The organism is Streptococcus sp. 517s, from assembly GCF_054445985.1.
Genome location: NZ_CM136847.1, coordinates 654087 through 668230, shown reverse-complemented (window position 1 = coordinate 668230; position 14144 = coordinate 654087). Strand labels below are relative to the sequence as shown.

Sequence of the window (14144 nt, the reverse complement as noted above, 5' to 3'; positions counted from 1 at the left end):
CTAGACCTCCGTAGTTAAAAGTTCATTCAATCTACTAACATCATAGTTTCCGAAAACTGTATTTGCTTTAAGATCCTCAAAAACAACTTTACCATATCCACGAGAGCCAGATCCACCTAAATAATCAAGTTCCAAGAGTTTTAATCCATCAAGTATTACTTTGAAATCTTCTTCCACTTGAGCTTGACTCTTATCTGTCACCTCATAGATTAACTCAAATCCAAAGACACTGTCTCGGATAGCACGTTCAATTTGTCTTGGATTCGCTTCAGCAGTGATACGGTCAATAGTATTTTCAAACTTAACTTCAGTATAACTCTTGACCCCTAATGAATCTAACTTGTCCTTATTGATTAAGAAGGCATCTCTAAAAATGAGTCGCCCCATTTTATAGCGATTATCAGAACTGTTCCCAAAGAGTCGACTTAGAATTTCTCCATCTTCTCCTGGTTTCTTAGCTAGTCGTTCATTATGAACTTTTGAAAGAAGACTACGCATCTTCCCTTTTATACTTGAACCCGGAATGATTGGTAAGTTAGTAATAGGATCCTTGATTACAGGCGAATCAGTAGCCCCAATTGCCGCAAAAGCATTGCTTGTACCAATATGAAGTCCTGTTTCTAGACGAATTTGTCCTTTTACTTGAATTTTTGCAAATGCCATTAATCTTTTCCTCCATAAAATTTGAAATAAGCTACTAGTGCTTCCATATAGCGACAAAAACGTTGGAGACTTTCCTTATTGTTTATTTCTTTTAGAATGTCTAGAATTTCAGCCTTTTTAACCAAGTCTTTAACCGCAGTTTCTCGGCCCGATTGATAAACAAACTGCACTCTCAAATAAGCAATTTTGTCAGCTAAATCCTTATACTCTCTAACCTTACTTTCATCAAAGAGGGTACTCGTCAAGCTTAGTAGGTTTCTAATTTTGCTGGTTGTTAAAAGGAATGCTTCAGGGTTCCTAGAATCTCTAGTGTTTCGATTCAGTGATTTAATAACATTCTCTGCCTTATCTACGTAATTATCATCTGTTAAAATTGCCATCTATGAATCCTTTCTAATCTCATAAATATATAGAAGTAAAGCTATCTCTGCTTCCTTACGTTCATTATCGCTACCTGTATACCAAGAAAAGAATAAATCTTTAAACTCTTTAAACTCTTCTTTTTTATCCTTAGAAGTTTGATCTTCTAAGCGGGTCAAATAATAGGCTAATCGAGCAATATTCATACGATCGTAGTTACGAAGGAGCTCAATCAGTCTGTATACAAAACTCTTTCCGCGCTCATCTTGAATATTAAAGTAGTAACGAATACTCTTAAGTTTCCCATTATAGACTTTGTCAATAAATTGGTCGAACTTCAAGGTATAGGCTTTTTCAAAAAGGGAAATACTATCCTTGTCGTTCTCCTTCGCTGCTCCTTCTAACTTACCAGTTTCCTCAGCCATCAGGCTAACTGGAGTTTTATCTGGAAAGAGGCCGATCCCTGCTGATAGGGTTAATTTGCCATTTGTCCACTTGATAAAGTTTTGTCGGAGACAAATAGTAAACTCAATAACATCCTGCCAGGAACCGATAGCAAATACATCATCTCCACCGGCATAGATGATTGATAGTTTTTTCTCTTTCGCAAACTGATTGATATAGACCTTAAAGAAGATACTCATGCTTCTAGAGAAGGTTGCCGAGCGTGCCAGAGTATTATATTTGCCACCATCTTGATAGGAGAACCCAGCCATAAAGGCTGCTCCTAGATCATCCACATCTAGTCGAACAACTGCTAATCGCTTAATCCCTTGTCCAGTTTCACTATCCTGAGATAATTTGGCATACTCGTAAATCTCATCATACTTGTAATCTCCGACAAAGACATGGGTTGCTTTTAGGATATCTGTACTATAGCTATTCTTTACATAAACACGGTCCCACTCTTCATTGGCAAGGTCGGCTTTAGAAATACCACTAATATAGGCTCCCGGACCTATCGGCAGGCCTTTTTCTTTTGTCACAATATAGTAGTTTTCTTGTATTTCCCTGGCAAAGCGATACATCCCTGCACAGATATGACAGACCTCTTGATCTTTATACTTGGCAAGCTTTTCGACTGAGTGACAAATTGCACATTCTTTCTGGGAGCTTTTTCCACCTTGGTTAAGTTCAAGGAGAGTTTTGGCATCGTAACGAGAAATTTTCTTTTGGGAAATCATCCGACTGGTTGTTTGATAGACTTTTCGATAGTCGGCCAGTGTCGTTGTCATATCATTGGCAGAAAATGGACTCCAACCAAATGCGACATACAAACCTGTCTGGAAATGCTTGACCAAAAACTGATTGAATTCTGCTTCAAAGTTAGCCAAGGTTTCTTTAATTTTTTCGGTGTTTGGAAGGATAAAGTAGGCGTGACCTCCACCAACGTAGAGGAGATTAGCCCTTGTAAGCTCTAATTTCTCTAGTAAGCTGTCTGCGATATGTTCTCCCATAAAATCTAGATACATGGAACGTGCTTTTAGTTGCTTAGCTGCACCAGCTGTTGCGATATTGTAGATAAAATCCTGAATCCCTGACAAGTCAAAACTTGCTAATAAAAAGGCCTTCTCGCTATAAAAAGCTTCTAAATCTTGCCCCAGTACCTTCTCATAGTCACGGCAATTCTTGTCTGCTAAATAGTCCTCTATGGCTAGGGCAAAGCCAGCTGTTAGTCGACTGTAGGTTGCTAGAGAAATATCTGATAATTCCTTGGTCCTTGTCGAAACAGGCACATAGGAAAGAGTAGACTCAAGGAGATTCAAAAGGGCATCTATCTCAGACTGGCTAAAGTCCAATCTCTCAAACTCTTTTTCTAAGGTTTCTACTATCAAGTCATAATCTGACTGGTCAGACGGCTCACTCGATTTCTTAGCATAGTTTGGTTCCCCGTCAAGCTCTAATGGTCGTGCATCAAGATAACGTTGACTAGGGCTATCTAAAAATACATTGAAGATATCCGATTGTTTGCTTAGGAAATCTTCTTTACCTCCATGAGTATCTGCTACCCCTTTTAGGCCTGAAGCAATCTTTGCAGCAGCTGACGTGATATAGACTAAACTATCAGGAGCTAAATCCGTCGGCAAATCACTAGAAGTCGCCTTGGCTATCTGCTGGGCTATCTTTTCATTATCCGAAAAGCGTCTAAACCATTCGGACCCAATGGTACCCAGGTCTTTCTCATCATACCTGGAACCTTGAATCACCTTGCCGATAGCGTGCAAAAGTGATCCATAAACCAAATCAATCTTTTCTTTCTTCAAGTTCTAAACCTCCCATCCCTAAGCTAGTTTTCATACCGAGACCTGAGTATTCCCCAAATTTTAGAAGCATATTGGCATATGCTTTCAAGGTATTTGGACCTGTAATTTTAAAGGTCAATTTCCCCCTGAAACCAGGTATTTTTTTGCCATGGACTTTAAAATAGCTGGATTCCAATCGATAGCTGGTAATTCTACTATGCTTGACCAAGTAGTCCAAGGTTTCCTCTTCGATGTCCTGACGATTCTCGACCAGACGTGCATACTTCATCATCAAACTCTGAAAGATGAGACGCATGGTCGGAAAGAACACGTACTCTCCCTGAGAGCGAAATCCTGTCGGAGTTTGAAAAAGAATGGTGTAGAGTGACCGATCTTGGTTTTCATTAAAAAACTCAAAGAGTTGCTCTGAACTGAGATCTTGCATGGACAAAGACTCAACCATGAGAGTTGGCAAATCATGAAGTTCTACTTTCTTGAGCTCCAATAGAACAGGCAAGATCTGCTTGACAGCCTCATCCGTCAGGAGATGAAGGGACCATAGGGTCTTGTCCTTTTGATGGATGATTTTTAGTGAGTAGGGGTTTGTCTCCTGCTCATGTAGCCAAGTCACATAGTCTGGTTCTAGGTTCTCCATGAGAAAACCTTGAAATTTTGTCGATAGGTCGCTCGGTGATTGGTCAATCCGCTTAAATGATAGTTCGATGCGTTTCATATGCCTCCTTTATTGATACAATTGCGCTTTTGGTTTCTCATGAGCGCTTTTTTTTACTTTCAGAATCCTTTGCCCTTATGAAGCTGTCCCCTCTCGAGGTAGATAGGTATCTATACTGTAAAAAAATGCAACTAATGATAACCACTGGATAGAAATGTTTCCGGCCCCTCTCGAGGTAGATAGGTGTCTATACAACGTTTTGGTTTACTGTGGAAATACTGTTATGAAGTTTCCGTCCCCTTTCGAGGTAGATAGATATCTATACGATGGAAACGCTGATTTTGAATACTTCCCATCTATGTTTCCGGCCCCTCGCGAGGTAGGTATCTATACAGAATTCACAATAGAGCCAGATGGTTTGATTACAACTAAATAGTTCCCGGCCCCTCGCGAGGTAGATAGGGAGCTATACCAAAAAATCTAACTGAATTATAACACAAAAAGAGTTCCCGGCCCCTCTAGAGGTTGATAGGTATCTATACGAGGATTTGGGATGATTCCAAAATTTAGAGCGTGGTTTCCGGCCCCTACCGAGGTAGATAGGGAGCTATACTTTCATTGTTTGAAAACATTCATTTCTGGTATACAGAGTTTCCGGCCCCTCGCGAGGTAGATAGGTATCTATACTAATTGTACAAACTAATAAACCGATATATTCAATATTGTTTCCGGCCCCTCCTGAGGTAGAAAGATGTCCTATACCACATTTTGATTATGGTGCGGTAGATCGCTATTAGTTTCCGACCCCTTTAGAGTTAAACAGAATTTGATACTCGTGCTTGGCTTGACGACTACGAGGTCGAGAAAGAGTTTCCGGCCCCTCGCGAGGCAGATAGGGGGATATACTATCGGGAACATCTACGAAAATCCAGAACTTTTGGGGTTTCCGGCCCCTCGCGAGGTAGATAGGGAGCTATACTTCACAGCAGAAGAACGTGCAATCTTGAGCCAACGTGGGTTTCCGGCCCCTCGCGAGGTAGATAGGGAGCTATAAACTGATCTTGACACATTCGTTGAGTCAGCAGTTAAACAGTTTCCGACCCCTAACGAGGTAGATAGGTGGCTATACAAGTTGGTAAAAATGTATCAATCAGCACTCGATAAGTTTCCGGCCCCTCGCGAGGTAGATAGGTAGCTATACCTTGGAGTACAGGGAACGTTTGACGCTGACTTCTAGTTTCCGGCCCCTCTCGAGGCAGATAGGTAGCTATACTTTGATTGCCCGGGTATTGAGATTGAGGAGGTGGAGTGATTTCCGTCCCCTCCCGAGGTAGATAGGGGGCTATACTTTCAGCAAGGTGTGCTGACAGTGGTCATGCCAAGGATTGATTAGTTTCCGGCCCCTCTCGAGGTAGATTGGTAGCTATACGACTGGATCCCAATGAACAAAGAAATCTCAGACCGGTTTCCGGCCCCTCTCGAGGTAGATAGGTATCTATACAGTTTTAGAGAATGCATCGAAGATTATGACAGGCTGTTTCCGGCCCCTCTCGAGGTAGGTAGGTATCTATACGGTAATCCAGCAATTCAACTTTTCCTTCATTCAGAGTTTCCGGCCCCTCGCGAGGTAGATAGGTGGCTATACAAGGCTTTGGCAGAGTGATAGACGATAACAACTATTTGTTTCCGGCCCCTCTCGAGGTAGATAGGTATCTATACAATTGTATCCTTTTCATTCTACGTCTTCTAAACTTCGTTTCCGGCCCCTTGCGAGGTAGATAGGTATCTATACTGATGTTATTTTCAATACCAATAAGAAACAAGGTACGTTTCCGTCCCCTCTCGAGGTAGATAGGTATCTATACCCCATATCTTGTATGTAAACCTATAACAAGCACTAGATATAACCTATTGGAAACTACTATTAGTATACCATATTTTGAAAGAGTTTTCATTTCTAAAAACCAAATTAATCATATACCTTTTTATTCCTCCTAAATGTATAAAGGATACTATTTTATCATTAAAATTCCTTTTGTCAAGCTCAAATATAAATTTTTTAAAACAAAAACGAACCAGCTTGACTGATTCGTTTTTTTATTTACTCCTACTTCCGATACATTTTAAACTGTAGGAAGAGGTCACTATATTTTCCTGTCCATTTATGGTCAAACTTCTCATAAACTTCTAGGTTTTTCATGGTGTCAGCGTCTGGATAGAAGGATTTGTCTTCCTTGGTCTCCTCTGGGAGCAGTTCCTTGGCTGTGTTATTTGGTGTTGCATAGCCGACATATTCTGCATTTTTAAGAGCATTTTCGGGTTTTAACATAAAGTTGATAAAGGCATAGGCGGCATCTTGGTTTTTCACGGTTTTGGGAATGACCATATTGTCAAACCAAAGATTGCTGGCCTCAGTCGGAACGACATACTTGAGATTAGGATTTTTCTCCAACATCTGGCTGGCTTCCCCAGAGAAGGTCACGCCGATAGCAGCATTGTTCTGGATCATGTAACCTTTCATCTCGTCTGCCACAATGGCCTTGATATTTGGAGTCAGTTTGTAGAGTTTATCTACTGTCTCTTCCAACTGCTGAGGATCCTTTGAGTTGAGGCTGTAACCAAGTGAGTTAAGCCCGAGTCCCAGCACCTCGCGCGCTCCATCAAAGAGCATGATGGAATCCTTATATTCTGGCTTCCAGAGGTCATCCCAATGCTCAGGCACCTCATCTACCATGGTTTCATTGTAGACAATTCCCAAGGTTCCCCAGAAATAAGGAATGGAGAATTTATTTCCCGGATCAAAAGACTGGTTGAGGAACTCAGGTCCGATATTTTCAATCCCTTCAATTTTTGAATAATCGAGTGGTACCAAGAGGTCTTCGTCCTTCATCTTGTTGATCATGTACTCACTAGGAATGGCAATATCATAGGTCGTTCCACCCTGCTTGATCTTAGTATACATAGCTTCGTTGGAATCAAAGGTCTCGTACTGGACTTGGATTCCTGTTTCTTCTGTGAATTGCTCCAAGAGTTCTGGATCGATATAGTCCCCCCAGTTGTAGATAACCAGTTTTTGACTATCTCGGCTGTTGATTTTACTATCTATATGAGTCGCAATTCCCCACAAGACAAGGATGATCGCTACAATTCCTGCTAAAAATGAATAGAGTTTTTTCATGCTTGCTCCTCCTTCTCACGTGAGATAAAGTAATAACCTACAACCAGGATAATACTAAAGAGAAAGACAAGTGCGGACAGGGCATTGATCTCTAACGAAATTCCCTTACGAGCACGAGAGTAGATTTCAACTGATAGGGTCGAAAATCCATTTCCCGTTACAAAGAAGGTCACAGCAAAGTCATCTAGCGAATAGGTGAAGGCCATGAAATAACCTGCAATGATAGACGGAGTTAGGTAAGGAAGCATGATTTCCTTAAACATCTGAAACTGACTGGCACCAAGGTCATAAGCCGCATGAATCATGTCATCATTCATCTCCTTAAGACGAGGCAAGACCATCAAGACCACGATAGGGATTGAAAAGGCCACGTGACTAGATAGAACCGTCAAAAATCCAAGTGAAAACTTAAGCTGTGTAAAGAGAATCAAGAAGCTAGCACCAATCATAACGTCAGGCGCAACCATGAGGATATTATTGAGTGATAGAAAGGCTTCTTGGTATTTCTTACGAGACTGGTAGATATAGATAGCACCAAAAGTCCCGATAATGGTCGCAATCAAGGCTGATAGAAAGGCCAAGAAAAAGGTTTGGGTGAGGATCAACATGAGACGACCATCACCAAACATGGTTTGAAAATGGCTCAAGCTAAAACCAGTAAAGCTGTTCATATCATCCCCTGCATTAAATGCGTAACCAATCAGATAAAAAATAGGCAAATAAAGGACGATAAAGACAAAGGCTAGGTAGAGATTGGCAAATTTTTTCATCGTTCTCTCCTTTCCTTGGTCACCCACATGGTGATGAACATGGTCAGGATGAGAATCACACCGATGGTAGAACCCATTCCATAGTTGTCATTGGTCAGGAAGTTCTGCTCAATAGCCGTTCCCAGCGTGATAACCCGGTTTCCACCAATCAAACGTGTCAGCATGAAGAGACTCAAACTTGGGATAAAGACTGATTGGACACCACTTCTTACTCCGTTCATAGACAGAGGAAAGATAACATGGCGGAAGGTCTCCCACTTGGTCGCACCGAGGTCATAGCTGGCATTGATAAGATTGTTATCCATATCGTCCAATACATTGAAAATCGGCAAAATCATAAAGGGAAGCTCGATGTAGCTTGCGACAAAGATGAAGGAGAAATCAGTAAAGAGCAACTGCTGCGAACCGATTCCGATAAATTCCAAAAATTGATTAATAGAGCCATTCTGACCAAAAATCCCGATAAAGGCATAGGCCTTAAGGAGCAGGTTAATCCATGTCGGCAGGATAATCAGCATGAGCCAGAGCTGACGGTGCTTAAGGCGGGTCAAAAAGAGGGCTGTTGGATAGCTGATGAGAAGCGTCACCAAGGTCACAATTCCTGCATAAAGAACAGAGTTGAAGCTCATTTTGAGATAGGTCAAGTTTTGTGACGCAAAGTAGGATTTATAGTTTTCTAAACTAAACTGCCCTTCAATGTTGAAAAAGGATTGTCCAAAAATCAAGACCAAGGGTGCGAGGACAAAGAGGGCAATCCAAAGCATGTAGGGTACTACAAAGAGTTTAGAGGTTGTTTTCTTCATCTCTTTCCTCCTCGATCGCGTTAATCAGACCTGCTTCTTGCTCTTCGATTTCTACGTACTCCTCGATACGAGCATCGAACTCTTCTTCGGTTTCGTTGAGACGCATGATGTGGATATCTTCTGGTTCAAAGTCCAGACCGATTTCCTCACCCACAATGGCCTTACGAGTCGAGTGGATCATCCATTCATTTCCGAGTTCGTCATAGGCGATGATCTCATAGTGAACCCCACGGAAGAGCTGGGTATCAACCTTGACTTGGAGCTTGCCTTCTTCAGGAAGGGTAATGCGCAAGTCCTCTGGACGAATGACAACCTCAACTGGCTCATTTGGCTTCATCCCCCCATCGACTGCTTCAAAGCGTTTGCCGTTAAACTCAACCAAGTAGTCCTCAATCATAGTACCAGGCAAGATATTTGACTCACCGATAAAGGTAGCAACAAAGTGGTTGATTGGCTCATCGTAGATGTCCACTGGTGTTCCAGACTGAACAATCTCGCCATCGTTCATAACGAAAATCCAGTCACTCATAGCAAGGGCTTCTTCCTGATCGTGAGTGACAAAGACAAAGGTAATCCCCAATCGTTGTTGCAGTTCACGCAGTTCGTACTGCATGTCTGTTCGCAATTTCAAGTCCAGCGCTGACAAGGGCTCGTCCAGCAAGACTACACGGGGCTGGTTGATAATGGCACGGGCAATGGCCACACGCTGACGTTGTCCTCCAGAAAGTTTACGGATAGAACGTTTCTCATAACCTTCCAACTGAACCATCTTGAGAACTTCCGCTACACGTTGTTCGATTCCTTTCTTGTCGATTTTACGCAAGCGGAGGGGAAAGGCAACATTTTCAAACACATTCATATGTGGAAACAAGGCATAGGATTGGAAGACGGTATGAACATCACGTTTATTGGTTGGGATATCATTGATCCGCACCCCATCCAGTAAAATATCCCCTGTCGTCGCATCCAGTAAACCTGCAATGATGTTTAGGATGGTTGATTTCCCTGAACCAGATGCGCCTAAAAGAGTGTAAAACTTCCCTTCTTCCAACTCAAAGTTGATGTCTTTGAGAACCTTGGTGTTGCTGTCTTCAAAAACTTTAGAGACGTTTTTGAATTCAATAATTGGTTTTTTCAATTGTCATAAATTCCTTCTTTTTCATAAATTAACAGATCAGGGCTCTGTCAGGCCACTACTACCTCGTGTAGGAGATTGAACTGCCTACATGCATCTTCGCTAACGATAGGCTTTCACCCCCTTTCCATTGACATAGTAGCAGCTTTTCTGCCTAAATTTTATTCTTTCTCACCCAAGATTCGGACTTCTCTCTCAAGGATGACACCTGAGTGTTCCTTGACTTTTTCAATAACGGATTGGATCAAGTCCTCATAGTCTTTGGCCGTTCCGTCAGCAACATTAATCATAAATCCTGCGTGCTTTTCAGACACTTCAACACCACCGATACGATAGCCCTTCAAGCCAGCCTCTGAAATCAACTGACCTGCAAAATGACCAACAGGACGCTTAAAGACCGAACCGCAAGATGGGTATTCTAGAGGTTGTTTGAGTTCACGTAGGTGCGTCAAGCGATCCATTTCTTGCTTGATAATCTGATGATTCCCTGGAGATAGGGCAAATTTAGCTGACAAAACAACAGCTCCAGAATCTTGAACAGCTGAATGACGGTAACCAAAAGCCAATTCCTTGGCAGATAAGGTCTCGATTTCCCCTTTCTTGGTCAAAATTTGACAAGACTGCAAGATATGAGCAATCTCTCCTCCATAAGCACCCGCATTCATAAAGACCGCACCGCCGACGCTCCCTGGAATGCCACAAGCAAACTCGAAACCAGTCAAACTATGACGGAGGGCAATACGTGTCGTTTCAATCAAGTTGGCCCCAGCTTCCGCTTCAATGGTATAGCCATCAACTGAAACGTTATTAAGCTTGTCACACAAGATGACAAATCCACGAATTCCACCGTCACGAACGATGATATTGCTGGCATTCCCTAGCACCATCCAAGGAATATTCTCTTGATTGGCAAATTGAACGACACGCGCCATCTCATAGCGATTGCGTGGTAAAACCAGATAATCCGCTCGTCCCCCTACCTTAGTGTAGGTATAGAGCTTCAAGGGTTCCTTAAAACGAATATCAATTCCTTCTAATTGTTCTTGTATTCTAGTTACTAATGTCATATCTCTCATCCTTTTGTAAAGTGATTTCATTATACCATTTTTAAAGATTTTTGACGACCTCAAAATTACTATTGTTAATCGCATTCTTATTTTTCAGATGATAGATGTGAACATGAATGTAAGGTTATAGCAAAACACCCCAAGAGTTAGATGAATGATATCTAACTTTCAGGATGCTGTTGTCAAAATTTTTTATATTGAATCGATCTGCACTTGAAGCAATCAATAAGACCCTTCTAAAAGCAAATGCCGAAATGGATGCTAATCGAGTGGGGACCTTTTCCAGCTTTGGCGGTAAAATTTAGGACTCACAGAGAAAAAATGTTTAAAAGCTTTTGAAAAGACTAGTTGGTCCTGATAGCCGACTTCCAAGGTAATTTCTTTTATAGATAGATTAGTGTCAGTTAAGAGTGTTCTTGCCTTTAGCAGGCGTGTTTCAAGGAGAAATTGCTGAGGAGATTTATGGTAAAGTTTCTTAAACTGACGAAACAAAGTACTACGACTGAGTCCGACCTGGGATGCCAAGTCTTGAATGGAGATGTCTTGTTTGTACTGTTGTAGTAAAATTAGCGCAGCTTTTTCAACAGGGAGTTGAGCGACATTCAGCGGTATTTCTGCTGGAAATTCTTCCTGCAGGTAGTAAAGGAAAGTATAAACTTGCATCTGGTACCAGCTCTCTTTTTGCCTACTTTCTGCAGTTTTGTGACAGATGTCTTGAATGATTTCTCTGCTTTGAAAATAACTATCGAAATGGCAAACAGACTCATAAAAAACTTGTGTGTTTTGGAGATAGTCGCTTAATTTGTCTCCAGAGAATCCCAGCCAGTAGGTTGTCCAAGGATCTTCTGGATTTGCCCAATAGCGTACTTTTTGGCCTTTTCTTAGGATAAAACCATCATTTTTCTCCAAAGAATAGGTCTGCCCATCAACTTGCAGGTAGCCTTTCCCTTCACAAATCCAGTGGATGACAAAATCCTGAAAAACAGTATAGTCATAAAACGGAAAGCTAGAATAATCATCAATCCCACACTCTTCAAGGTAAAATTCCTTAGATGTTTCTTTAAAATAGTGCCATAGTTTCATAAATGCTTTCTCCTTGCAACATAAGTGCATATTTCTTCATCATGAACTCCTAGAAAAGGAACAAACTCTGGTTTATAATGGGGCAAGAAAGGAGAACAAATGAAAAAATCGTATCAATCTAGTATGGTAGGGCTCAACCTCAGTAATCAAATTGTTTCCATCACCATCACAGGTGACTTCATGATTCTTTTTATGAGTCAGATTTTAAGTTTTAGTGATTTGCAAAATAGCTGGCTTATCACAATGCTACCGATTATAGCCCTTGTCCGCATTCCCTTGTCTTATCTGATGCGAAGGAAAAATCTCCTTGACCTGATGCGGTGGAGTATACTGTCTAAGCTATGTTTGCTAGGGATATTAGTAGTGATTCCCTACGAAAGTGTGACTTTTTCTATCTATGCTCTTTTTCTGGTTCTATATCAGATAGCCGTGGAGTTGGGCTTTGGTCTGGCTTGGAATCCCTTAATATCATTATTAACAGAAGAGAAAGTCCGCGCAAAATTTCTCAGTTACTTAGGTTTGTTTCAGCTGGTCACGAGCTTTTATACCCTTCTTATTTCCTTTTTCATCGGAAAAGAACTGACTGCACTTCATTATCGTTGGTTACTGGTGATTGCTCTTGCTAGTCTATTCATGCAGTTTATCCTTTTGAAACAGTTACAAACCGACTATAGCTTGTTTCAAAATCATCAAGTAACAAGACAAATGGACTGGCAGGTTTTGAAAAAACAACTCTGGCACCATGTCCGTATCCTACTTTTGGATAGTTTGATTTTATATGTGACCTTAACAATGAATGTCCTCTATATGGTACAGGTATTGCACCTCTCCGCCAACCTCGTTTCTCTATATTCGAGTATGAGTTTGCTGGGGAACGTCCTAGCCTTTGCTCTTGCAGGTCCTTGTTTTGAGAAAAGACGTTCTCTGTTTTTCACAATCTTACTGGTGGTAACGGGATGCGAGATTCTTTTGATCTTCTTTCTTCCCCATGATGCTGTATCCTATACAATCTTTTGGAGCATAGGTTGGGGGTTATTAAATGGGACTGTGGGAGCTCTATGGGGACTCTACATTTCTCTAGTCAAACACCAGGCAGCAAGTCCTAGCCCCTTTACAATTTGGAATATTTATCAGGGGATTGCCTATCTTGTTAGCGTACTTGTCTTTTATCTCTCTGGTAACTTGGTGCACCTAGCTAGTTCTAGCTCAGGACTGGATCCGTATCGTCTGGTCTTGATTGCCTGCCTAAGCATCTGCATCCTGGTTTGTTTACGGATGCTGTATAGAAGAAAAATAGGTCTCAAGTGACGATTGTCACTTGAGACTATTTTATCATCGTATGATAAACTCCGATTGTAGGATAATGGTCCGTTTTTCGTCAGAGAGAGCTTGTTTGAAGCTTTCCTGTCCGAGTTGGTAGGATTTATTATCAATGGTAGGAATCCCCAGCACCTCTCCTGTCAGTTGCTTTTCTTGGCCAATCAGCAAAGGTAATTCAAGATTTTTCTCCTGATAATAGCGAACTACACCAGTTGCCACATCATCTCCGTTGCTGAAAATACAGTCTAAATCTTGCTCTAGTAGGCTATCCCCTTGCTCATAAGCATCCTCTCCCGTGGAAATACCATCCAAAATCAGAGGTTCCTTTTTTTCACCAAAAACTTCCTTGTAGGCTTCCATAGTGAGACGGTAGGTGGAACTTTTTAGGTCTTTTCGGGTAAATAGCAGAGCAATTCTACTTTTTCCCTGGTCTTTAATCCAGTTGAAGGCTGTCTTGCAGGCATGGGTCTGGTTCACATAGACGCTGCTCAGATTGGGGTCCTGCACTTCCTCACAGCAGACAATATTACCATACTTAGTGTAGGAAGCAATGGTTTCTAAATCCACACTGCGAGTGGTTATGAGCCAAGGCCGCATCCAAAAGCCCATTCAGTAACTGACTAAAATATGGATGGAGTGTCGTGTAGGGAATAACAACACCAACCCTACGAGTCGAACCCGAACTTAACTCCTGAGCTAAGATGTTAGGACGATAGTCCAATTCCTCCATAACTTGCAGGATTTTCTGGCGAGCTTCCTCTGAAACATGGGGATGGTTATTAATAACGCGTGATACGCTAGAAACCGAGTAGCCACTCAGTTTGGCAATTTTTCGAATATTTGTCATTG

General features: G+C 41.6%; 13 protein-coding genes. 1 reads left to right on the top strand and 12 read right to left on the bottom strand.

The features are described 5' to 3' along the window. From csm3 to ACVX3R_RS03475, 10 genes are all read right to left on the bottom strand, one after another. Positions 1-663 carry a type III-A CRISPR-associated RAMP protein Csm3 gene (gene csm3, locus ACVX3R_RS03520; RefSeq protein ID WP_125415272.1) on the bottom strand — a complete coding sequence of 221 codons (663 nt, stop codon included), beginning with the start codon at positions 661-663 and terminating at the stop codon, positions 1-3. Continuing rightward, positions 663-1043 (bottom strand): type III-A CRISPR-associated protein Csm2, encoded by a 381-nt coding sequence (csm2, locus tag ACVX3R_RS03515; RefSeq protein WP_006148241.1) that lies wholly within the window; start codon positions 1041-1043, stop codon positions 663-665. The genes csm3 and csm2 overlap by 1 nt, the downstream gene beginning before the upstream one ends. After that, complete coding sequence (cas10, locus tag ACVX3R_RS03510; RefSeq protein ID WP_458795484.1) at positions 1044-3287, bottom strand: type III-A CRISPR-associated protein Cas10/Csm1; 2244 nt, start codon at positions 3285-3287, stop codon at positions 1044-1046. It abuts the gene before it with no gap. Beyond that, on the bottom strand, positions 3268-3999 hold the full coding sequence (gene cas6 / locus ACVX3R_RS03505) for a CRISPR-associated endoribonuclease Cas6 (protein WP_458795483.1): 732 nt from the start codon (positions 3997-3999) through the stop codon (positions 3268-3270). Before cas6 ends, cas10 begins: the two co-directional genes overlap by 20 nt. Before the next feature lie 2047 nt (positions 4000-6046). Further along, a complete protein-coding gene (locus ACVX3R_RS03500) occupies positions 6047-7117 on the bottom strand; it encodes an ABC transporter substrate-binding protein (RefSeq protein WP_458795482.1) in 1071 nt (356 codons plus the stop codon). Further along, positions 7114-7887: an ABC transporter permease gene (locus ACVX3R_RS03495; protein ID WP_458795481.1), complete on the bottom strand. Its 774-nt coding sequence runs from the start codon at positions 7885-7887 to the stop codon at positions 7114-7116. Before ACVX3R_RS03495 ends, ACVX3R_RS03500 begins: the two co-directional genes overlap by 4 nt. After that, positions 7884-8690 (bottom strand): ABC transporter permease, encoded by an 807-nt coding sequence (locus tag ACVX3R_RS03490; protein WP_000754114.1) that lies wholly within the window; start codon positions 8688-8690, stop codon positions 7884-7886. The genes ACVX3R_RS03495 and ACVX3R_RS03490 overlap by 4 nt, the downstream gene beginning before the upstream one ends. Then, complete coding sequence (locus ACVX3R_RS03485) at positions 8671-9828, bottom strand: ABC transporter ATP-binding protein (RefSeq protein ID WP_458795480.1); 1158 nt, start codon at positions 9826-9828, stop codon at positions 8671-8673. The genes ACVX3R_RS03490 and ACVX3R_RS03485 overlap by 20 nt, the downstream gene beginning before the upstream one ends. Positions 9829-9986: 158 nt before the next feature. Then, positions 9987-10892 carry a UDP-N-acetylmuramate dehydrogenase gene (gene murB, locus ACVX3R_RS03480; protein WP_458795479.1) on the bottom strand — a complete coding sequence of 302 codons (906 nt, stop codon included), beginning with the start codon at positions 10890-10892 and terminating at the stop codon, positions 9987-9989. Between the two features lie 261 nt (positions 10893-11153). Then, positions 11154-11975, bottom strand: a complete 822-nt coding sequence (locus tag ACVX3R_RS03475; protein ID WP_458795478.1) for a helix-turn-helix domain-containing protein — start codon at positions 11973-11975, stop codon at positions 11154-11156. A gap of 99 nt (positions 11976-12074) precedes the next feature. On the opposite strand from ACVX3R_RS03475, the gene ACVX3R_RS03470 reads away from it, so the two are divergent. Next, the gene (locus ACVX3R_RS03470) at positions 12075-13283 is read left to right on the top strand and encodes an MFS transporter (protein WP_458795477.1); all 1209 of its coding nucleotides are present in this window, start codon (positions 12075-12077) and stop codon (positions 13281-13283) included. Between the two features lie 24 nt (positions 13284-13307). Here ACVX3R_RS03470 and ACVX3R_RS03465 read toward each other — a convergent pair whose 3' ends face one another. Together ACVX3R_RS03465 and ACVX3R_RS03460 are read right to left on the bottom strand one after the other, a co-directional pair. Continuing rightward, entirely contained in the window at positions 13308-13862 is a 555-nt protein-coding gene (locus ACVX3R_RS03465) for a type 1 periplasmic-binding domain-containing protein (RefSeq protein ID WP_458795476.1), read from the bottom strand. Continuing rightward, on the bottom strand, positions 13831-14142 hold the full coding sequence (locus tag ACVX3R_RS03460; protein WP_458795475.1) for a LacI family DNA-binding transcriptional regulator: 312 nt from the start codon (positions 14140-14142) through the stop codon (positions 13831-13833). Before ACVX3R_RS03460 ends, ACVX3R_RS03465 begins: the two co-directional genes overlap by 32 nt. Positions 14143-14144: the final 2 nt, after the last annotated feature.

What these genes read in the sequence shown, in the direction of transcription:
- csm3 (WP_125415272.1), bottom strand. Translation starts at nt 663, where the DNA reads ATGGCATTTGCAAAAATTCAAGTAAAAGGACAAATTCGTCTAGAAACA.
- csm2 (WP_006148241.1), bottom strand. Translation starts at nt 1,043, where the DNA reads ATGGCAATTTTAACAGATGATAATTACGTAGATAAGGCAGAGAATGTT.
- cas6 (WP_458795483.1), bottom strand. Translation starts at nt 3,999, where the DNA reads ATGAAACGCATCGAACTATCATTTAAGCGGATTGACCAATCACCGAGC.
- ACVX3R_RS03500 (WP_458795482.1), bottom strand. Translation starts at nt 7,117, where the DNA reads ATGAAAAAACTCTATTCATTTTTAGCAGGAATTGTAGCGATCATCCTT.
- ACVX3R_RS03495 (WP_458795481.1), bottom strand. Translation starts at nt 7,887, where the DNA reads ATGAAAAAATTTGCCAATCTCTACCTAGCCTTTGTCTTTATCGTCCTT.
- ACVX3R_RS03490 (WP_000754114.1), bottom strand. Translation starts at nt 8,690, where the DNA reads ATGAAGAAAACAACCTCTAAACTCTTTGTAGTACCCTACATGCTTTGG.
- murB (WP_458795479.1), bottom strand. Translation starts at nt 10,892, where the DNA reads ATGACATTAGTAACTAGAATACAAGAACAATTAGAAGGAATTGATATT.
- ACVX3R_RS03475 (WP_458795478.1), bottom strand. Translation starts at nt 11,975, where the DNA reads ATGAAACTATGGCACTATTTTAAAGAAACATCTAAGGAATTTTACCTT.
- ACVX3R_RS03470 (WP_458795477.1), top strand. Translation starts at nt 12,075, where the DNA reads ATGAAAAAATCGTATCAATCTAGTATGGTAGGGCTCAACCTCAGTAAT.
- ACVX3R_RS03460 (WP_458795475.1), bottom strand. Translation starts at nt 14,142, where the DNA reads ATGACAAATATTCGAAAAATTGCCAAACTGAGTGGCTACTCGGTTTCT.